We start from the raw sequence: 20,095 nt of genomic DNA on the forward strand, positions 1-20,095 counted from the left end.
AGACACTAAAGTTTGGTCACAAGAACCTTATCTTATGAGTTCTTCTGAGCTGAAGCGGAGTACATTTGTACGGTTCGCCGAGAAGCGGCTTAGAAGAAAAGCGCAAGCCCTGTCATTGAGACAACTAAGAAAAGTAGCGTCATGATCCCGCCTGAGCGAACAAAATCGACCACCCGATAACCTGCGGGCCCCATGATCAACGCGTTCACCTGGTGGGTTGGGATCAAAAATGAGTTAGACGTCGAAATTGCGACGGTAAGAGCAAATACAGCCGGGTTTCCACCCGAAGATACCGCAATAGAAACGGCTAACGGTACCAGCAAAACAGTTGCACCTACGTTGGACATGACCAACGTGAATACCGTAGCCAAAACAGCTATTCCTGCTTGCAACGACCATATCGGCCAACCCTTCAGTAGAGCCAACACATGTGCTGCAATCCAATCCGCAGTGCCGGTGTTTTGTACTGCCTGGCCCAACGGGATCAGTGAAGCGAGTAGAAAAACTGTGCTCCAACTTATCGACTCGTAGGCCTCATCAATCGACAACACCCTGCTCAAAACCATGCCAACAGCGCCAATTAATAGGCACAACGACAAGCGCAGATCAGAAAATAGAATTAAGCTCAACGCTATTAGGAAGAAGACGAGCGCCCACCCGACCTTGTGGGGCCGCAACTCTTCCTGGGGAAAATCCGAGGTGACAACGACGAAATCCCTGTCTGACTTTAGTCGTGTCAGACGGTCCCACTGCACGTGCACCACACAAGTGTCGCCGGCTTGCAAAGGAACTTGCCCGATATGCGTGGCTGAATGATCCTCAGTTTCAACGTGGCTTAGGGTCTCTTCGCCGCGCTGAATGGCCAACAGAGACAAACCATGTGTCTGACGGAGGCGCAAATCAATCGGAGTCTGGCCGATCACTGAAGAGCCGGGCGGAATAACAACCTCTGCGACCCCCGATTGGGTCGCGGCGAAATCATCTGCAAAGACATCTAGTTGGGGTAGGATCTCCAAGCCGTAAGGTTCAGCAAACTGATGCTCGACAACACGGCGCAGGCCAAGCACTGCAAGCCGCGCTGGCGCTTCGATCTTGGTATCAGCCATCGGCGCAATGACCTTGTGGCCGCGATAGGATGTGCCAAGAATGTATAAGTTGTGGGCGACCATGACATCTGCGAGCGTTTGTCCAATCAAGATCGAGCCCTCTGGAACCCGTATCTCGAACATATCGGCCCTAAGCCCATAGGTGTTTTCGACATAGGTCTGCATGGATCGGGCTGAGCTTGCGTCCTCGCCACGCTCCCGCTGCGCAGGGAGAACCCAACGACCAAAGAGTACAAAGTAAAGCACCCCTGTCAGCACCAGCATCACACCGATAGGCGTGACTGAAAACAACCCAAATGTCTCCATTTGTTGATTGGCCGGTAGGGATGAATTTGCCGAAACAATCAGGTCATTCAGCAGGATGAGGGGCGACGACCCGACTAATGTGATGGTACCACCCAGTATTGCGCAAAACCCCATGGGCATCAGCAACCTACTCATTGGGATTTCCGTACGTGCTGAGATGCGGCTCACAACAGGTAGAAAAAGCGCAGCAGCTCCCACGTTCTGCATGAAAGAGCTGATCACACCAACCGTAGTTGAAATAATCGGGATTATCCTAGCCTCTGTCGTGCCACCATTCTTGAGGATCAGGGCCGCAACCTTTGACATAAGCCCCGTCTTATCAAGCCCAGCCCCGATTACCATAACTGCGATGATGGACATCACAGCGTTCGAGGAAAAACCTTCAAAGAGCTTGGATACATCTGCAAGATTACCTAGCCCCGGGAGATAGCTCAGTGCACCAAGCAGCACCATTACAAGAATTGCTGCGACATCAATCCGTATAATCTCGGTAACAAAAAGTAAGACGGTAAAAGACAATAGACTCAGTACGGCTATCATTTCGTACGTCAGTGTTGGTAATTCCATATCGTACTCCCAACCTAACGTTACCCAACCAGCAGCAAATACGAAGGACCAACTCTGCGCCGCAGATAAGGCCAAAATCCATCAAGCAGTCTCACGCGGCTCGTTTTCTCGAACGTGGTATCTGCTGAAACCTGGATTTCGCCAACTCAAAAGAGACGCTGATAATAAACTCAAAAGCCTCTCTTAATCACCGCAATCGGAGGGAAGCAGTCCATTCGCAGAGTTGTGATAGATCCCGCGTCCAGAATAGATATTGCCGTACCTGCGAAATGAGCGCGTCCAAACCGGCGCGCTCACTGTATTTTTTATTGTTTTTCACTAAGGCGTTAAGAGTGATGCATCACTCTGCGGCAACAGCTTCCTGTCCCAGTGTCGGATAGTCGGTGTATCCTTTTTCATTACCGCCGTAGAGGGTAGTTGCATCCAGCTCATTCAGAGGGGCGTCTTTCTCCAACCGACTGACAAGATCCGGGTTTGAAATGAACGGTCTGCCAAAGGCCACCAGATCGACGGCGCCGGTATCAACCGATTCAATCGCCATTTCGCGATCATAAGCGTTGTTGCCCATTTTCGCGCCGTCAAACAATTCATATAGCGCCTTTAGATCACCACCTTCAGGAATATCGCGCGGGCCGCCGGTCTGTCCTTCTACGAGATGGAGATAGGCCAACCCAAAGCTATTCAACAACTTGATCGCATGCGAGAACGTCGCCTGTGGATCGCTGTCGGAAATGTTGTTGGCATCCGAGAAGGGGCTGAGGCGGACACCAACACGATCGGCACCCCACACGTCGACTACTGCGTCCATGACCTCTTTCAGGAACCGTGCTCTGTTCTCGACAGGACCGCCGTATTCGTCTTCACGCTTGTTGGACTCGTCCCGCAGAAACTGATCAATAAGATATCCGTTGGCTGCATGGACTTCGACACCGTCAAATCCGGCCTTCTTGGCGTTTTCTGCGGCCTGGCGGTAGTCGGCGACAACGCTTGCAATTTCTTCGATACTCAGAGCCCGAGGTTCCGATGTTTCGACAAACTGCTCGCCATCAAAAGTCATGGCTTTAGCGCCAAGTGCGGATGGTGCGACAGGGGCGCTGCCATCCTGTTGCAAGCTAAAATGAGAAATCCGGCCCACATGCCAAAGTTGGATCACAATCTTCCCACCCTCGGCATGGACAGCCTCAGTCACTTTTTTCCAGCCGTCGATCTGCGCATCGGAATAGATGCCGGGCGTCCAGGCATAGCCTTTGCCTTGGGGCGAGATTTGCGAAGCTTCCGTAATGATCAGTCCAGCACCTGCGCGCTGCGCATAATATTTGGCCTGCAATTCATGGACGCTGTCATCCTCGGCTCTTGCCCGGTTGCGGGTCAATGGCGCCATAACAACGCGGTTTTTCAGCTCGATTGCTCCAGCTTTGATGCCGGAAAACAGTTTTTCATCAGCCATTGCTGCTTCCTTCTTTGGTAAACTTCGTTCAGATATTATTGGACTAATTAGTCCAATATTGGGGTCACGGTCTCTTGTTTGAGTTTGTGGTAGGTTTCATTTCCTTATGGTGTCGGGAGGCCTTATGGCGAAATCACCAAACGGGCTTGTTTCAGAGTTTGCGATATCTGATCGGAGGGCACACCCGCCTTCCGCAAGGCCAATGTGCCGATTGCAAGGGAGGCAAAGGCGCGCGCCTTGACGAGTGCCTGTCCCGGATCCGAAGGTTTAAGCGCTCTCGCAATAATCTCGTCAATGCTCTCCAAATGATGCCGCCCGAGAGCCGCCACTTCCTCATCATGAGGAGCAAGCTCCGTAAGGCAGTTGATCAGCATGCAGCCGTCACGACCACCTTGCGGGTTCGCCAAAGCTTCCAGTATCGCACCAACGGGGTCATCCCCGCCCGCGTTCGCGACATCACGCAAAGTCTTCAAACCACGCCTGGAATAGTGGCTTAGGGCTTTGTGAAACAAAGCCTGTTTGTTACCGAACGTTCCATAGAAGCTGGACCGGCTCAAACCCATGGCTTCGGTCAGATCATCCACAGATGCTGTCTCGTAGCCCTTGTGCCAAAAAACGCACAAGGCTTTTTCCAAAGCCTCGGCTTCGTCAAAGCTACGAGGCCGACCCGGACCTGCGGACGATTTGTTGCCGCCAATTATAAGAGTACCTTCGCTCATATCTTGGATGTGGAATGGTCGGTCCAGAATTTCAAGTGGCCATTCGAGGATTTTGGATTAGTCAGTCCGAATTCCAGCTAATGACAGGAATTTTCTGGGTCGATAGATATACCGGAGGCGCCCTTAGTCGTACCTCAAGACTCCGGTTGGTTCCCTTATTTTTCACTGCTTGCAGATACTGCCGTTTGAGGCTGGACTAAAGCAGCGGCAAAGAAAGGTACTCCAACGTTTGCAAAGCCTGTTTTCTGCGCATCGCAGACTTTCGCGAGATTCCAAGCAAAAAGGCCGCAACGAACCCAAGGCTCCTTAGGGAGGCCCTATGCGGGTTGAGCGCCGCAAAGGTCTATAACCGCAACGACTACGGCAAAAAAACTGATTGAGATCATCGGTACGGCAGACAGTCGTGCAGCGCAAAACTATGCGCATACCACGCAAAAATATGGGGTGTGCGAAGTGCTATCCGCACACCTGCAGTTTGTCAGAAATCCAGATTTTCGACGCTCAGCGCATTTTTCTGAATAAACTCACGGCGTGGTTCGACCACATCACCCATCAGCTTGGTGAACAGGTCATCAGCCTCGACCATATCGTCCACTCGTACCTGCAGAAGCGTCCGCGCATCCGGGTCCAGTGTGGTCTCCCAAAGCTGATCGGGGTTCATCTCACCCAGACCTTTATAGCGTTGCAGCGACAGGCCTTTTTCGCCCTCTTCCAGAATGGCGCGCAGCAGGTCCAGCGGCCCATGAATGACCTGAGACCGGTCGCGCCGGATCAGTGTCGCCGGAGTGTTGTAGATCTCTTGCAAGCTTTGGGTGAAGCTGCCGGTTTTGCGAGCCTCACCTGAACGCAGCATCGGGCCATCCAGCGTACGGACCTCTTCGACGCCGCGCAGGATACGGGCCAGACGGATGCCGTGGTCCTGTGTGATCCGGCCTTGCCAGCCGCGCTCGTATTCCAGCGCGATCAGGTCGAGACGGGCGGCGACTTTATCGGCTACGCCCTGCAGATCGGCATCCACCGCGCCTGGTACAAAGGCTCCTGCAACGGCGGCCTGCTCCAGAATGTGGCGCGGATAATGCGTCGGGAAGGCATCCAGAACGCGTTTCAGTTGGCGCGCTTCGTCCACAACACGGGTCAGATCCTGACCGACGATTTCTTCGCCCGAGCCGAGTTTCAGCACCGCGCCCTCAACGCCCTGATTTATCAGATAATCGTCCAGCGCAGCTTGGTCTTTCAAGTAAACCTCTGACTTACCGCGCGAAACCTTATACAGCGGTGGCTGCGCGATATACAGGTACCCGCCCTCGATCAGTTCCGGCATCTGCCGGTAGAAGAAGGTCAGCAGCAGCGTCCGGATATGCGCGCCGTCCACGTCCGCGTCGGTCATGATGACGATCTTGTGGTAACGCAGTTTTTCGATGTTGAACTCATCGCGCCCAATACCGGTGCCCAGCGCCATTACGAGGTTGCCGATCTCCTGAGACGACAGCATCCGGTCGAACCGAGCGCGCTCGACGTTCAGGATTTTACCGCGCAACGGCAGAACGGCCTGAGTCAGGCGATCACGGCCCGTCTGAGCAGAGCCACCAGCCGAGTCACCCTCGACAAGGAAGACTTCGGTCTTGGACGGGTCCTTTTCGGAACAGTCCTTCAGCTTGCCGGCCAGATAGTTCACGTCCATCGCCGTTTTGCGACGGGTTAGTTCACGGGCTTTACGTGCGGCTTCGCGGGCCAACGCGGCCTCGATGATCTTGCCGACGATGGTCTTGGCCTCATTCGGGTTCTCTTCGAACCATTCGGCCAGTTTTTCGTTCATCAGTCCTTCGACTGCAGGGCGCACCTCGGAACTGACCAGCTTATCCTTGGTCTGGGACGAGAATTTTGGGTCAGGTACTTTGACCGACAGAACACAGGTCAGACCTTCGCGGGCGTCATCTCCGGTAAAGCTGACCTTTTCCTTTTTCGCGATCCCGCTGGATTGCGCATAGTTGTTGATCGTCCGGGTCAGCGCCCCCCGGAAACCGGCCACATGGGTGCCGCCATCGCGCTGCGGGATGTTGTTGGTGAATGGCAAAACAGTCTCGTGATAGCTGTCATTCCACCACATGGCGATTTCGACGCCAATGTCGTCGCGTTCGCCTTTGATGTAGATCGGTTCTGGCATCGCGGCCGTCTTTGAGCGGTCGAGATACTTTACGAACTCATTCACACCGCCTTCGTAGAACAGCTCGGTCTCAAGCCGTTCCGCCGGGCGTTCGTCGATCAGGATAATGCGCACGCCCGAGTTCAGGAAGGCCAGTTCACGCAGGCGCTTTTCCAGCGTCTCAAACGAGTATTCCAGGTTCGAGAAGGTATCGGTCGAAGCCAGAAAACGCACCTCGGTCCCGGTACGGTCACCGCATTCACCGACCACTTTCAGGTGCTCTGCCGTCTCGCCGCCCTCAAAACGTGCAACGTGCTCCTTGCCATTGCGCCAGATACGCAATTCCAGCCAATCCGACAGCGCGTTCACCACCGAAACGCCCACACCGTGCAGACCCCCCGACACTTTGTACGAGTTGCCGTCAAATTTACCGCCCGCGTGCAGCTGGGTCATGATGACCTCGGCGGCCGAGACGCCCTCTTCCGGGTGGATGTCCACCGGAATTCCGCGCCCATTGTCGCTGACCGAGACGCTGGAATCGGCATGAATTTTGACCGTCACATGGTCGGCGTGACCGGCCAAAGCCTCGTCAATTCCGTTGTCGACAACCTCGTACACCATGTGGTGCAGACCCGAGCCATCGTCGGTGTCGCCGATATACATACCGGGGCGCTTGCGAACGGCTTCCAAGCCCTTGAGAACCTTGATGGAATCCGCGCCATATTCTTGTGGTGCCTGTGCGTCTTCGGACATGCCGTTAGTACCTATATTATTTTGGTAACTTATACGTTTTCTGGGGGGGAATGTCACGCGCTCCCCCAATATTTTGTGTCAGCAGAGGTTGATTACGTTCGATACAGCAGATGTGCGCCGAAACCTCACAATTGATCGATATCAGCCGCTATGTCCGCAGCAATTTCCAGCGCGTTAACGTCCTTTCGCTCAGCAGACAGCCGAAGACCCAGAAGATCAGATTGGTAGCGCGTTGCAAGCCGGTTCGGATCGTGATCCGAAGCGATATCCCCTGCCTCCTGCGCACGGCGAAACAGATCGGCAAAACACGCCTTCATCTCTGCCATATGAATGCCCGCTGCTTCGGCGAGTGCGTGATCCTTGGCCTGCAGTTCCGCGTATGTTTTGGCCAGCATGCAAGCTTTTGCGGGGGCATCGCTGGCCTCGATAACCAGCCGTGGCTGCGCCTTCAAAGCCTCAAGCGGGCCTAATTTATCAGCAAGAGCCTTTAGCCTCGCAATCCCTTCCTGCGCGTAGCGTTCCAAAGCCAAGCCATACAGCGCATCTTTGGATCCAAATGCCGCATAAAAACTGCCGGGTTTCAGTTTCAGCTCACGCTCCAGATCCTTCAGCGAAGTGCCCGCCCATCCCTGACGCCAAAAGATATCCCTGGCCTGAGCAATCAGAGCGTCACGGTCGTATTCGGGTTTGCGTGGCATTGTCTTCACCAATTCTTGAACGGTTGCTCAAATATATACTTGAGTGATCACTCAAGAAAGACTATTTCTGCCTCAATGCGCCAGAAAAGGAGTTCCGACATGGCCAACTTCCCGTCCCACGACCTCGAATCCGCCCCTGAGGGGTCCAAACCACTGCTGGAAAAATCGCAGGCCGCATTTGGCCGTCTGCCCGGCCTGCACAAGGTGATGGCTGAAAGCCCCCAGCACCTGGAAGGCTATCAAGTACTGCACGGCCTGTTCATGCAGACCGATTTCGACAATGATGAGAAAACCGTCGTCTGGCAGACCATCAACGTGGAAAACGAGTGCCACTACTGCGTCCCTGCTCACACCGGTATCGCCAAGATGATGAAGGTTTCGGACGACATAACCGAAGCACTGCGCAACGAGACCCCGCTACCCAACGCAAAACTGGAAGCGCTGCGCACATTCACGCTGCAAGTCATGGACTCTCGCGGCAACCCGACCGAAGAGCAGCTGCAGGCGTTCTTCGACGCAGGTTATTCGCACCGTGCGGTTCTGGATGTGGTTCTGGGCCTCGCGCAGAAAACCATGTCGAACTACGTCAACCACATGGCGAAAACGCCAGTCGACGAAGTTATGCGCGGTTTCCTGTGGGAGCGTAAGGTCAGCGAACCCGCCTAAGAGCTTACGACCGAGCCGTCGTCGCCTTCGGAAACGATCAGCGTCTGGGCTCGGTCACCCAGTTCCGCAAACAGTTCAGGCCCGGTGCCCGTCATCCAGGCCTGAGCACCCAAAGCACAGATCTCGTCATACAGCGCCGCACGGCGATCCGCGTCCAGATGCGCGGCCACCTCATCCAGCAACACAATCGGTGGAGCACCCACCATCCCGGCCAGCGCCCGCGCGTTGGAGAGGATCAGCGAAACCAGCAGCGCCTTCTGCTCACCAGTCGAACAATCCTTTGCCGGAACACCCTTGGCCGCAAACACACCGTACAAATCCGACCGATGCGGACCCACCAAAGTCCTGCCCGCAGCCAGATCGCGAAAGCGGCTTTCATTCAGTGCTTCCCGCAGATCGTCAGCTGTTTCCGGCATCGCACCTTCGGTTTGAACCAGTTCCAGATCAGCAGATGGAAAGGCTGTTTCAGCCTGATCCTGTGCGCTTCGCAGATGATCCAGCGCTGATAGGCGCGCGGTGTGTATCCGGTGCCCCGTCTCGGCCATCTGACCTTCCAACGCTGCGTACCAGTGGGCATCGCGCACCTGCTCTTTCAGCAGGCGATTGCGCTCCCGCATGGATTTTTCATAGGTCAGCGAAGCCTCGGCATGTGCCGGATCGAAGCTCAACGCGATCCGATCCAGAAATCGTCGCCGTCCTTCTGCGCCTTCGGTCCACAACCTGTCCATGGAAGGAACCAGCCAGACGACTCGCGCCAGTTTACCCAGTTCGATCTGACTGGACGTCTTGTCATCAATGCGAACCTGGCGCGCGGCACCGCCCTCTGACCAGGTTTCGATCTCAAATTGCTGTCCCTGCGCCTGCAATAGCCCCGACAGCTTCCAGCCCAAAGCCTCGGGTCGTCTTGTCATCTCGGCCGCACTCGCCCGTCGCATACCGCGACCGGGCGAAAACAAGGACACCGCTTCAAGGATGTTGGTCTTACCCGCCCCGTTTGGCCCATGAATCGCCACCGGTCGCCCATCCAGCGACAATCGCGCCAGCTTGTGCGACCGAAAATGCGAGACCGTAAGCTCGGTCAGGGCCAAAGCCATGACCCCTCCCTTCTGTTAGTTCACGTCTGTCAGAAGCAACGCGATCAGACGCGCATCGGCATGACAACATACACCGCGCTCTGGTCATTGCCCTCGCGCATCAGGGTCGGATCACCTGCCGAGTTGAACATGAATACCGCGTTCTCGCGGTCGACCTGAGATGCGATCTCGAGCAGATACTTGGCGTTAAAGCCGATCTCGAGGCGCTCATCCCCGTAGGCCACGGCCAGCTCTTCCTCAGCCGCACCGCTATCGGGCGCGTTGACGGACAAGACCAGCTTATCGCCATCCAGCTGCAACTTTACCGCGCGCGAACGCTCTGACGAAACCGTTGCGACCCGATCCACGGCTTGCGCGAATTCGGCGGCGTCCACCTCAAGCTTGCGCGTGTTGCCCTGGGGGATAACGCGTGTGTAGTCGGGGAAGGTTCCGTCGATCACCTTTGAGGTCAGCGTGATGTCGGGTGTCGCGAATCGTACTTTGGTTTCGCTGACCGAGACGGCGATATCCATCTCATCATCATCCAGCAGCTTGCGCAGCTCACCTACGGTTTTGCGCGGCACGATTACACCGGGCATGTCAGCAGCCCCATCAGGCAGGTCTGCATCGATGCGGGCCAGACGGTGCCCATCGGTTGCCACACAACGCAGAACTTTGCCACCTTCGGAGCCATCAGCGACATGCATATAGACACCGTTCAGATAGTAGCGCGTCTCTTCGGTTGAGATGGCAAATTTCGATTTGTCGAACAACCGGCGCAGCAAGGCCGCCGAAGCGGTAAAGTTCGACTGGTACTCCGAGGACGCCATGACCGGAAAGTCCTCTTTTGGCAGCGTTGCCAGCGAGAAGTTCGAGCGCCCCGCTTCAACGGTCAAACGGCCTGCTGCACTATCAGCAGTCAATGTCACCAATGCGCCATCGGGCAGTTTCCGCACGATCTCATGCAGGGTCGTCGCTGCGACGGTTGTAGCGCCCGCCTTTTCGACCTGCGCCGGCGCCTTGTCGACCACCTCGATATCCAGATCGGTGGCGCGGAACAAAGCCTGATCACCTTCGGCTTCGATCAATACGTTCGCCAGGATCGGAATTGTGTTTCGGCGTTCCACAACGGATTGGGCCTGCGAGACGGCCTTGAGAAGGGTGCCGCGTTCGATGCTGATCTTCATACCCTCAATTCCTCTGACTTGAGTGCCGTTATGGGCGGGACTGGCAAGTTAGCGGTTCAGCCCTGAGGCACAAGGATTTTTTACGGATTTCTGGGTCGGAATGACCAAACGGTCAAGAGGCGCGTGTTTGATTTGGCACAGTTCCTCGGCGACCGTGGACAATACCGCACAAGAAAACGCCCCGAACTCGCTTGTCCGAGGCGTTGTATTCCGAGTTACCGGACGAACTCAGGCTTCGAGTGACCGGCGTAGCATCTCGACATCTTCGGCGATCTGACCGTCGGTCAGCTTCAGCTCTTCGATACGCTTTACGCCGTGCATGACGGTGGTGTGATCACGGCCACCAAACCGGCGACCAATCTCCGGCAGCGAGCGGCTGGTCAATTGCTTGCAAAGATACATCGCCACCTGACGCGGACGGGCATAGGAGCGCAGGCGTTTAGGGCCGATGATGTCGCTGAGGCGGATGTTGTAATAGTCGGAAACTTTGCGCTGAATCTCTTCGACCGTGATCTTGCGCTCGGATGCGCGCAGCACATCGGCCAGGCAGTCCTGCGTCAGTTCCATGTCGATTTCGCGACCCACCAGTGAAGCGAATGCAAACAGACGGGTCAACGCGCCTTCCAAAACGCGAACGTTGGTCGAAATGCGATGCGCGAGGAACTCGAGCACACCATCGGCGATGGTCAGATCCGGATAGGTGCTGCTGTATTGCTGTACTTTGTTCTGCAGGATGCCCAGGCGCAGTTCGTAATCGGTCGGGTGCAGATCAACAACCAGACCACATTGCAGGCGTGACTTTACGCGATCCTCAAGATCCTTGATCTCACCCGGTGCACGATCGGCCGAAATGATGATCTGCTTGTTCTGGTCCACCAGCGCGTTGAACGTGTGAAAGAACTCTTCCTGAGTCGAATCCTTGCCTGCGATGAATTGCACGTCATCAACCATCAGCACGTCGACCGAGCGGAACAGATGTTTAAAATCCATCATCCGTCGCTCGCGCAGGGCCTGCACAAAGCGATACATGAACTGTTCTGCCGAAAGGTACAGCACGTTGAGTTCTGGGCGTTTGGTTTTCAGTTCCCACGCGATGGCATGCATCAGGTGGGTTTTACCCAGACCGACACCCCCATACAGGACCAGCGGATTGAATGTGACGGGACCACCCTCGGAGACGCGGCGCGCAGCGGCATGGGCCAGTTCATTGGGTTTGCCGACCACAAAGCTCTCAAATGTAAAACGGGCGTCAAGTGGCGCGGCCTGCAGGGATTCCAGCGCATCACTCGCAGTATCTGACGGATAAGATGCTTCGGGTTGCACCGGCGCGACGGTTTCGGAGACCGCTGCAAGGGCTGGCTCTGCCACTGGCGCAGCAACGGGGCGCGCAGGTGAATTGGCCGCTACACGAAAGGCAAGGCGCTGAACCGATTCACCCGAGGTGTTCAGCTCATACAGAATGAGGTCCGCAAAATTCTGACTGACATAGTTGCCCATAAAGTTGGTCGGCACCGAAAATACAGCCACACCATCCTGCAACTCCTGAAATTCCAGAGGTTCGATCCAGGTGGTGAAATTGTTCCGGCCGATGGCCTTCAGCAACTTGCTACGCAGTTGTCCCCATTTCTCTTGTGTCATTAAGCGCCTCACGCATCCCATTCTTTATTGGCCTGTCGGCCTTATTAATGTGTCCGGTCTCCCGGCTTCTGGCGTTCACTCGCACAAAGGTATCCTTGCGCCGAACCAAGGGATTCGGCGGATAATTTCTTCTTCGCCCGCACAACAGCAGTTTGGCCACGTCCCACAGCAGGCACGTCCCCAGAAACAGGGTTGCGCGTTACCTTTCAATTTTTAGACAGGGCTAAGATCGTCGGTGATCCCGAGATCCGTAGCAGATCGTCAAACCAGTTCGAGCCGGTTGCCGACATTCGTCAATGGATCGTCCTGATGCCCGTCAGTATGATCGCAATGACAGCCTGTCCCCCCAAGCGAGTGAATCGCTGAATCAGTGGTAACAAGAGGCAGCGGGTCGCGGCAACGAAACTCTGATATTGACTCGGGTCTTTGGCCGAAAGAATCTCTCAGATTTGTGAAGACGCGGCATTCAGGCAACAATGAAAAAGGCGCCGCAATCCGCGACGCCCCTTTGAGCGATCTAAGTCAACAATAGTTGACGTAAGGTCAACCCAGCGCCTTCACGCGAGCCGACAGGCGCGACATTTTACGTGCCGCTGTGTTCTTGTGGAAAACACCTTTTGTGACGCCGCGCATCAGTTCAGGCTGAGCGACGCGCAGAGCTGCGGTTGCTGCTTCCTTGTCACCGGATGCGATTGCTTCTTCGACCTTGCGCAGGAAGGTACGGATGCGCGAACGACGTGCTTTGTTGATTGCGAAGCGCTTGTCGTTCTGACGAGCGCGCTTCTTAGCCTGGGGCGAATTTGCCATGTGTATCTCTGACCTTTGTTCGGTTCGATTGTCTCAGGGTTGCGCGCCACGGACATTTCCGTACCGGATCAGGGATCACGAGTGTGATTCTGGCCAAGCGGGCCGCACGCGCATGTATAGCGGCGCTGCATATCCAAGTTTGCTGCCTTTGCCAAGCCGAATCTTCTACGGTGCATGGCCGGTATGAAAAAGGCGGGCAAGGCCCGCCTCATCCGATCAGCTATTTCGGCGTTTACTTGTCCCGAAACTGCGCAGCTCGTTTTTCGAGAAACGCTGCCATGCCTTCCTTCTGGTCTTCGGTCGCGAACATCGAGTGGAAAACCCGGCGTTCGAACAGCATGCCCTCGCTCAGCGGCAATTCATAGCTGCGATTCACAGCTTCTTTGGCCGCCATTGCGCTGAGCAGAGATTTCTCAGCGATCTTCTGTGCTGCACCCACAGCCTCTTCGATCAGCTTCTTGGATGGGACAACCCGACTGACAAGACCCGAACGCTCGGCCTCTTCCGCGTCCATGAAACGGCCTGTCAGGTTCATGTCCATCGACTTGGATTTACCAACAAAGCGAGTCAGGCGCTGGCTGCCACCCATTCCGGCAATAACACCAAGGTTGATCTCGGGCTGGCCAAACTTGGCAGTGTCCGCGGCAATGATGAAGTCACACATCATCGCGACCTCACAGCCACCGCCCAACGCATAGCCGGCAACAGCTGCGATGATCGGTTTGCGGATCGCGGCAATCCGATCATTTACATCGGCAAACAGGTTTTCAGTGTAAACTTCAACATAGCTCTTTTCGGACATTTCCTTGATGTCCGCGCCAGCGGCAAAGGCCTTGTCAGAACCGGTGATGACGATGCAACGCACCTTGTCATTCTGGTCCGCATCTTCCAGCGCATCGCACAGTTCACTCAAAAGTTGCGTGTTCAGAGCATTCAGCGCATCCGGTCTGTTGAGCTTGATTAGGGCGACGTGGTCTTCAATTTCGACGATGATCGTCTCAAAAGCCATGAGGTCTAAGCTTTCGGTTGTTCCGTTCAGATACGATTCCTTATCACGCGAAAAACTTGGATCAAGCTATCTTTGGCATTGCGCACAATAGAATGATGAGCGACCGGACTGAGTGATTCTCTTTACTTTCGCGTCACAACCTTCTGTTCTGCACGGCTCATCTTCACGGCCATACACATCAAAACTGTGCTGAAAATATCCAAGTTCTCCATCGGCTTGCCGGAAATCCCGCAAGGATGATCCCCCCGCCCTGATCGCCTCTTCCAGAACCTGGCGGATGATCGGAACCAATGCCGCTACACGTTGCTCGGAAATCTGCCCTGCTTTGCGACGTGGCGACACTCCGCCGCGATAAAGCGCTTCACACACATAGATATTACCCAATCCGGCAACGATTCTCTGATCCAGCAGCGCCGACTTCACCGGAGTATTCTTACCTCGAAACGCGTCGATCAAATGCTGTTCGTGAAAATCATTCCCAAGGGGTTCGGGCCCCAGAACAGACAACAGCTTGTGTTCGTGGGCAGTATCTGTCGGCAGCAAATCCATCGCCCCAAACCGACGGGGATCATTGAACGTGATCCGTGCACCATTGGCCATGTGAAACACGACGTGGTCATGCTTTTCAGGTGCAGGGTGATTGTGAACAAACTGGCCCAGCGGATCGCCGGATACCGTCATCCGCCCTGACATGCCCAAATGAATCAGCAAGGTTTCACCGCTGTCTAAATCGGCCAGAATATACTTCGACCGTCGACGTAAACGATCCACCCGTTGACCGGACAGCCGCTCTGCCATCTGATCAGGGAACGGCCAACGCAGGTCCGGACGGTTCACGTCGGCGCGTTCAATGACAACGCCTTCCATCGCGGGGCTTAGCCCGCGGCGGACCGTTTCGACTTCGGGAAGTTCCGGCATGCGCTCTCCTGATTTGCCGCAAGAGCATTTTCCAGCGCCTGCACCATTTCATCATGTCCGGTTACATATTTCAGAATCCGTGCCGTCTTCCCATCAGAAAAACGCAGCACATAGGTCCCGTGATGCCTGAGGCTGATTTTGGTCAGCTTGGTCAAATCAAAGTAACGCCGTTGAAACAGCCAACCCGTTGTGACCAATTCGGCCCCATCAATCGTCACCGTGTTCACCAGATGAAAGACTAGGGTGTAGACGACCAACCCGACCAGCGACAACTTGATCCACAGTATTGTTTCCGCCTCCAAACCCGGGAAAACCTTGTCATCGGGCATCAGTTCGGGTTGGAAAAAACTGATGTTGAGCACATTGAAAAACGCAATCGAGATCAGGACCAGCAAACCCGGTGTCGTTCGAAAGGTCAGCCGCGTCAGCGATTGCTGAGCAGGCCGATCGCTGCCCGCGCGGGAGATTGCCTCGTCCACAGGGTCATTGGGAAAATGTCTGGCTACGGCGTCCAGTTTGTCACCCGCCCCTTCGGCACGATGCACGCGCCGGATCGTGCGAAACACCGCTCTGATCCGCCATCCCAAGAATAAAAGCACCAGAAGAATAGACAACAAGACTGCCAGAACGTTTGCCAACGGGGAAAACTCCGTTTGTTCAAAATACCTGCCTGTCGTCTTATGTAGCGACTAAGGAAAATCTGTGGCGCGCCTGTCCGATCGTCCCCCCTGCTACCATTTCGCGCGATTGTCTTCCCCGCGCTGAGGCCTATAAGGATGAGCAACACAGGCAGAGGCGTCCATTCATGTCCGACACCAATGACAAGACCACCCATTTCGGGTTTGAAACCGTCCCCGAGGCCGACAAGGCCGGCCGCGTGCAGGGCGTTTTCAACTCGGTTGCCTCGAAATACGACGTGATGAACGATGTCATGTCGATGGGCATTCACCGGGTTTGGAAAGACGCAATGATGGACTGGCTTGCCCCCCGGCCCGGTCAGCATCTTCTGGATGTGGCCGGTGGGACAGGCGATATCTCATTCAGGTTCCTGAAACGTGCAGGTCACGGCCAAGCGACAGTGCTGGACCTGACGGAGCCGATGTTGGTCGAAGGCCGCCAGCGCGCCGAGGCTGACCAGATGTCGGACAGCCTGAGTTGGGTGGTCGGCGATGCCATGGCTCTGCCTTTCGACGACAGTACTTTCGACGTCTACACCATCTCATTCGGCATCCGGAACGTGACCCGCCCGCAAGAGGCTCTGAACGAAGCGTTCCGCGTCCTCAAACCCGGTGGACGGCTGATGGTGTTGGAGTTCAGCCAGTTGCCGAATGACGGGCTGCAAAAGCTCTATGACCTCTACAGTTTCAACGTCATCCCCCGGATGGGAAAACTGATCGCCAATGACTACGACAGCTATCAGTATCTCGTGGAATCGATCCGAAAGTTCCCCGATCAGGAGACATTCCTGAGCATGGTTCGAACAGCGGGATTTGAGAATGCCAAGTATCGCAATCTCAGCATGGGCATCGCCGCGCTGCATTCCGGCTGGAAGATCTGATACATGCGCGGACCTCATAACATTATCCGCCTGATCCGGACAGGCGCTACTTTGGAGCGGACCGGTGCCATGAACGTGGTGCTGGACGCCTTCGAAGCACCACGTGCTTTGCGCATCGTGGCGCACACTCTGGGCAAACCCTTCCAGTGGTTGGGCTACAAGGGCGATCCGGACATGCCGCCCGCCACACGCGCGCTGACGGCGCTGGGTCCGGCATACATCAAATTTGGTCAGGTGCTGTCGACCCGCCCGGACGTGGTCGGTGATGAACTGGCCGAGCAGCTGCGTGTTCTGCAGGATAAACTGCCCCCCTTCTCTCGCGCCGAGGCGATGGCCGAAGTGGAGAAAGAACTGGGCCAACCGGTCGACGAATTGTTCACCGAATTCAGCGAACCCATTGCGGCGGCTTCGATCGCTCAGGTTCACAAGGCCAAACGGGCCAGCACTGGTGAAGAGGTCGCTGTCAAAGTTCTGCGCCCAGGGATAGAACGTGCCTTCCGCAAGGACGTAGACGCCTTTTATTTCGCAGCTCGCATCGTGCAGCTGTTTGCCCCGGGCGCACGACGCCTGCGTCCAATGGATGTCATCGAACATTTTGATGGTGTGGTCCGTGGAGAGCTGGACCTGAGGCTCGAAAGCGCCGCAGCATCGGAATACCAAGCCAACACCAAAGATGATGAAGGCTTCTGGTTGCCGCCGGTTGTGTGGTCATTGTCCGCGCGCCGCGTCATGACACTTAGCTGGGCAGACGGTATTCCGCTGGGCGACAATGACGCGCTGGATGCCGCCAATCATGATCGCCATTCGCTGGCGGAACGCGTCCTGCGCCTGTTCCTGATGCACGCGTTGCGGGACGGCTATTTTCATGCCGACATGCATCAGGGCAACCTGAAGGTTGCCGCCAATGGTGACATCATTGCCTATGATTTTGGCATCATGGGCCATATCGATGAATACACGCGCCGGGTCTATGCCGAGATCCTGTTCGGCTTCATCCGCCGCGACTACAAACGCGTGGCCGAGGTTCATTTCGAAGCCGGATATGTCCCTGCCAATCAGGATGTAGACGAGTTCGCCCGCGCACTGCGCGCGGTGGGTGAGCCCATCTTTGGCATGGACGCCACCCATATCTCGATGGGTCGACTACTCAACTATCTGTTCGAAGTCACCGAACGTTTCGGCATGGAAACACGGACCGAACTGATCCTTTTGCAGCGCACGATGGTAGTGGTTGAAGGCGTCGCACGTTCACTGGATCCGCACATCAATATCTGGGAAGTCGCGCGCCCCGTGGTCGAAGACTACATCAAAAAATCGATCGGCCCGCGTGCGGCTCTGCGCGATTTTGGCAAGACTGCACTTGTTCTCGCACGTTTTGGACCGCGCCTGCCTGATCTGGTCGAAAACGCTTTGATTGCGCAGACTCACAAAGATGAGCCAAAGAGATCAGGTGTTTTGCCTATGCTACTGCCGGCGGCCATTGGTGCCATTGCAGGTGCGGCAGCCGTAATGCTGATGAGCTCTCTGGGCTAAACACACCCAAAGAGCTGATAATTTCTACGATAGTATTGGGGGCAATCTGCCCCCGTTCCGTATCAGAGACGCTCGATTGCGATTGCGATCCCCTGACCACCGCCAATGCACATGGTGATCAGACCTTTCGATCCCCCGGTACGTTCCAGTTCATATAGCGCCTTCAGGGTTATGATCGCACCGGTTGCCCCAACCGGATGACCCAGAGCGATCGCTCCACCATTCGGATTCACCTTGGCGGCGTCCAGCCCCAGTTCCTGATTGACGGCGAGTGCCTGAGACGCAAACGCTTCGTTGCTTTCGATCACATCGAAATCTTCAACCGACAGGCCGGTCTTTGCCATCAGGTTCTGCACCGCCGGTACAGGCCCGATCCCCATAACCTCGGGACGAACACCTGCATGTCCATATCCCAGAATGCGGGCCTTTGGCTTCAGGCCTGCTTTCTCGGCAGCATCTGCCGTGGCCAGAACCATCGCTGCCGCACCATCATTGATGCCCGATGCGTTGCCTGCAGTAACACGGCCATCTTTTTTGAACACTGGCCGCAATCCGGCGAGCGCCTCGGCAGTTGTGGCTTTGGGATGTTCATCAACCTTGAAATCCACCATGTCACGCTTGACCTTCACCTGGACCGGAGTGATCTGGTCGTCGAAGTATCCCGCATCAATGGCCGAGGCAGCGCGGGTCTGACTGGACAGGGCAAACTCATCCATCTGTTCACGCGTGATCTGATGTTCGTCGGCAACGTTTTCAGCTGTCACCCCCATGTGCCCGGTTCCAAACGGGCAGTTCAGCGCACCCAGCATCATGTCCATCGAGGTTACATCGCCCATTTTTGCACCCCAGCGGGCCTGCGGCACGATATACGGACTGCGCGACATGCTTTCGGCCCCGCCTGCAACCGCGAACTCTGCATCCCCCAGCATCAGGGACTGGACCGCGGATACAACAGCCTGCGCGCCGGACCCGCATAGACGGTTTACGTTCATTGCCGGCGTTTCATTCGGAATGCCCGCCTGCATCGCAGCGACACGCGAAAGATACATGTCGCGTGGTTCGGTACTGATCACATTGCCAAACACCACATGACCAATCTGACCACCCTCGACGCCCGAACGTTCCATCGCCGCTTCGGTGACGACCGTTGCCAGATCGATGGGCGCGGTCGAGGCAAGCGCCCCGCCGAATGTGCCGATAGCCGTACGGGCTCCGTCCAGTATCACAATGTCGGTCATGTCTCTCTCCTCTTGGATTTGGGCGCAGTATGCATCTGCAGCATTGAGCTGTCCCACAGGACGTTCCGTCACTGTCGGAATTGACAACGGATCGTCAAGCGCGCATGAAATTCCGTCATGACGGAAGACTCAAACGATATCCTGACACGTCTGCCAGCCCGCCTGAAAGAGGCACGTCGGGCAAAAGGATTGTCACTGGAAGCTGTAGCCAATCTCAGCGGCGTATCCCGATCCATGGTCAGCCAGATCGAACGGGGTGAAAGCAGCCCGACAATTTCGACGCTATGGAACCTCACCCGTGCACTGCAGGTGGATTTTGCCGGATTGCTGGAAGAGGCCGACGGTACGGATCAGATCGAAGTTCTGAGAAACTCCGAGGTTCCCAGCATCGACAATATGGGACAGGCCTGCCGTATCCGCATCCTGTCGCCACCCGAAGAAGCCGGCGGGCATGAAGTCTATGATATCTCCTTTGATCAGGATGGTGCATTGAACAGCCAGCCCCATACTCGGGGCGCACAGGAACAACTGACCGTGCTGGAAGGGTCCGTCCGGGTCACCTCCGGAACAGCCAGTATGGATCTGAGGCAGGGTGACACTGCGCGTTATGCGGCTGATGTACTGCATTCGATTTCGTCACTTGATGGCCCCGCCCGGGTTTTCCTGATCGTAAAAAACGCCTGACACCGGCGAATATCCGCCTTCACGGAAATTTTTCCGCAATTTTGC

Annotated in this window: 17 protein-coding genes; 4 read left to right on the forward strand and 13 right to left on the reverse strand. The window is 55.8% G+C overall.

Going from position 1 to position 20,095, the window contains the following annotated elements:
- Window positions 1-89: 89 nt before the first annotated feature.
- The 5 genes from ACR0IO_RS17805 to ACR0IO_RS17825 all read right to left on the reverse strand — a co-directional run bounded on the left by ACR0IO_RS17805 (window position 90) and on the right by ACR0IO_RS17825 (window position 7,739).
- On the reverse strand, window positions 90-1,979 hold the full coding sequence (locus ACR0IO_RS17805) for an SLC13 family permease (RefSeq protein WP_480743523.1): 1,890 nt from the start codon (window positions 1,977-1,979) through the stop codon (window positions 90-92).
- A gap of 340 nt (window positions 1,980-2,319) precedes the next feature.
- Window positions 2,320-3,426: an alkene reductase gene (locus ACR0IO_RS17810; RefSeq protein WP_480743252.1), complete on the reverse strand. Its 1,107-nt coding sequence runs from the start codon at window positions 3,424-3,426 to the stop codon at window positions 2,320-2,322.
- Between the two features lie 122 nt (window positions 3,427-3,548).
- Complete coding sequence (locus tag ACR0IO_RS17815) at window positions 3,549-4,145, reverse strand: TetR/AcrR family transcriptional regulator (protein WP_480743254.1); 597 nt, start codon at window positions 4,143-4,145, stop codon at window positions 3,549-3,551.
- Between the two features lie 478 nt (window positions 4,146-4,623).
- The gene (gene gyrB, locus ACR0IO_RS17820) at window positions 4,624-7,041 is read right to left on the reverse strand and encodes a DNA topoisomerase (ATP-hydrolyzing) subunit B (protein ID WP_480743256.1); all 2,418 of its coding nucleotides are present in this window, start codon (window positions 7,039-7,041) and stop codon (window positions 4,624-4,626) included.
- Window positions 7,042-7,166: 125 nt separating this feature from the next.
- Window positions 7,167-7,739, reverse strand: a complete 573-nt coding sequence (locus ACR0IO_RS17825; RefSeq protein WP_480743260.1) for a TetR/AcrR family transcriptional regulator — start codon at window positions 7,737-7,739, stop codon at window positions 7,167-7,169.
- Between the two features lie 99 nt (window positions 7,740-7,838).
- Here ACR0IO_RS17825 and ACR0IO_RS17830 point away from each other — a divergent pair, with 99 nt between their 5' ends.
- Window positions 7,839-8,405: a carboxymuconolactone decarboxylase family protein gene (locus ACR0IO_RS17830; protein WP_480743262.1), complete on the forward strand. Its 567-nt coding sequence runs from the start codon at window positions 7,839-7,841 to the stop codon at window positions 8,403-8,405.
- On the opposite strand, the gene recF is transcribed toward ACR0IO_RS17830, so the two are convergent.
- The 7 genes from recF to ACR0IO_RS17865 all read right to left on the reverse strand — a co-directional run bounded on the left by recF (window position 8,402) and on the right by ACR0IO_RS17865 (window position 15,675).
- On the reverse strand, window positions 8,402-9,499 hold the full coding sequence (gene recF, locus ACR0IO_RS17835) for a DNA replication/repair protein RecF (RefSeq protein ID WP_480743266.1): 1,098 nt from the start codon (window positions 9,497-9,499) through the stop codon (window positions 8,402-8,404). The two genes, ACR0IO_RS17830 and recF, sit on opposite strands and share 4 nt — an antisense overlap.
- 44 nt (window positions 9,500-9,543) lie before the next feature.
- Window positions 9,544-10,665 (reverse strand): DNA polymerase III subunit beta, encoded by a 1,122-nt coding sequence (dnaN, locus tag ACR0IO_RS17840; protein ID WP_155146635.1) that lies wholly within the window; start codon window positions 10,663-10,665, stop codon window positions 9,544-9,546.
- Window positions 10,666-10,893: 228 nt separating this feature from the next.
- The gene (gene dnaA, locus ACR0IO_RS17845; RefSeq protein WP_155146637.1) at window positions 10,894-12,303 is read right to left on the reverse strand and encodes a chromosomal replication initiator protein DnaA; all 1,410 of its coding nucleotides are present in this window, start codon (window positions 12,301-12,303) and stop codon (window positions 10,894-10,896) included.
- A 543-nt stretch (window positions 12,304-12,846) separates the two neighbouring features.
- The gene (gene rpsT, locus ACR0IO_RS17850) at window positions 12,847-13,110 is read right to left on the reverse strand and encodes a 30S ribosomal protein S20 (protein WP_155146639.1); all 264 of its coding nucleotides are present in this window, start codon (window positions 13,108-13,110) and stop codon (window positions 12,847-12,849) included.
- A 232-nt stretch (window positions 13,111-13,342) separates the two neighbouring features.
- A complete protein-coding gene (locus tag ACR0IO_RS17855; RefSeq protein ID WP_155146641.1) occupies window positions 13,343-14,119 on the reverse strand; it encodes an enoyl-CoA hydratase in 777 nt (258 codons plus the stop codon).
- Between the two features lie 66 nt (window positions 14,120-14,185).
- Window positions 14,186-15,037 (reverse strand): bifunctional DNA-formamidopyrimidine glycosylase/DNA-(apurinic or apyrimidinic site) lyase, encoded by an 852-nt coding sequence (gene mutM, locus ACR0IO_RS17860; RefSeq protein WP_480743279.1) that lies wholly within the window; start codon window positions 15,035-15,037, stop codon window positions 14,186-14,188.
- The gene (locus ACR0IO_RS17865; RefSeq protein ID WP_480743281.1) at window positions 14,995-15,675 is read right to left on the reverse strand and encodes a hypothetical protein; all 681 of its coding nucleotides are present in this window, start codon (window positions 15,673-15,675) and stop codon (window positions 14,995-14,997) included. Before ACR0IO_RS17865 ends, mutM begins: the two co-directional genes overlap by 43 nt.
- Window positions 15,676-15,842: 167 nt before the next feature.
- Here ACR0IO_RS17865 and ubiE point away from each other — a divergent pair, with 167 nt between their 5' ends.
- Window positions 15,843-16,595: a bifunctional demethylmenaquinone methyltransferase/2-methoxy-6-polyprenyl-1,4-benzoquinol methylase UbiE gene (gene ubiE / locus ACR0IO_RS17870; protein ID WP_480743283.1), complete on the forward strand. Its 753-nt coding sequence runs from the start codon at window positions 15,843-15,845 to the stop codon at window positions 16,593-16,595.
- 3 nt (window positions 16,596-16,598) lie between these two features.
- Window positions 16,599-18,128: a 2-polyprenylphenol 6-hydroxylase gene (ubiB, locus tag ACR0IO_RS17875; RefSeq protein WP_480743287.1), complete on the forward strand. Its 1,530-nt coding sequence runs from the start codon at window positions 16,599-16,601 to the stop codon at window positions 18,126-18,128.
- A gap of 62 nt (window positions 18,129-18,190) precedes the next feature.
- Here the strand turns inward: ubiB and ACR0IO_RS17880 are convergent, their stop codons facing one another.
- On the reverse strand, window positions 18,191-19,366 hold the full coding sequence (locus tag ACR0IO_RS17880; RefSeq protein ID WP_480743290.1) for an acetyl-CoA C-acyltransferase family protein: 1,176 nt from the start codon (window positions 19,364-19,366) through the stop codon (window positions 18,191-18,193).
- 117 nt (window positions 19,367-19,483) lie between these two features.
- On the opposite strand from ACR0IO_RS17880, the gene ACR0IO_RS17885 reads away from it, so the two are divergent.
- Window positions 19,484-20,050: a helix-turn-helix domain-containing protein gene (locus ACR0IO_RS17885; RefSeq protein ID WP_480743292.1), complete on the forward strand. Its 567-nt coding sequence runs from the start codon at window positions 19,484-19,486 to the stop codon at window positions 20,048-20,050.
- The last annotated feature ends 45 nt before the right edge of the window (window positions 20,051-20,095 follow it).

The organism is Ruegeria sp. CE12 (assembly GCF_056537525.1).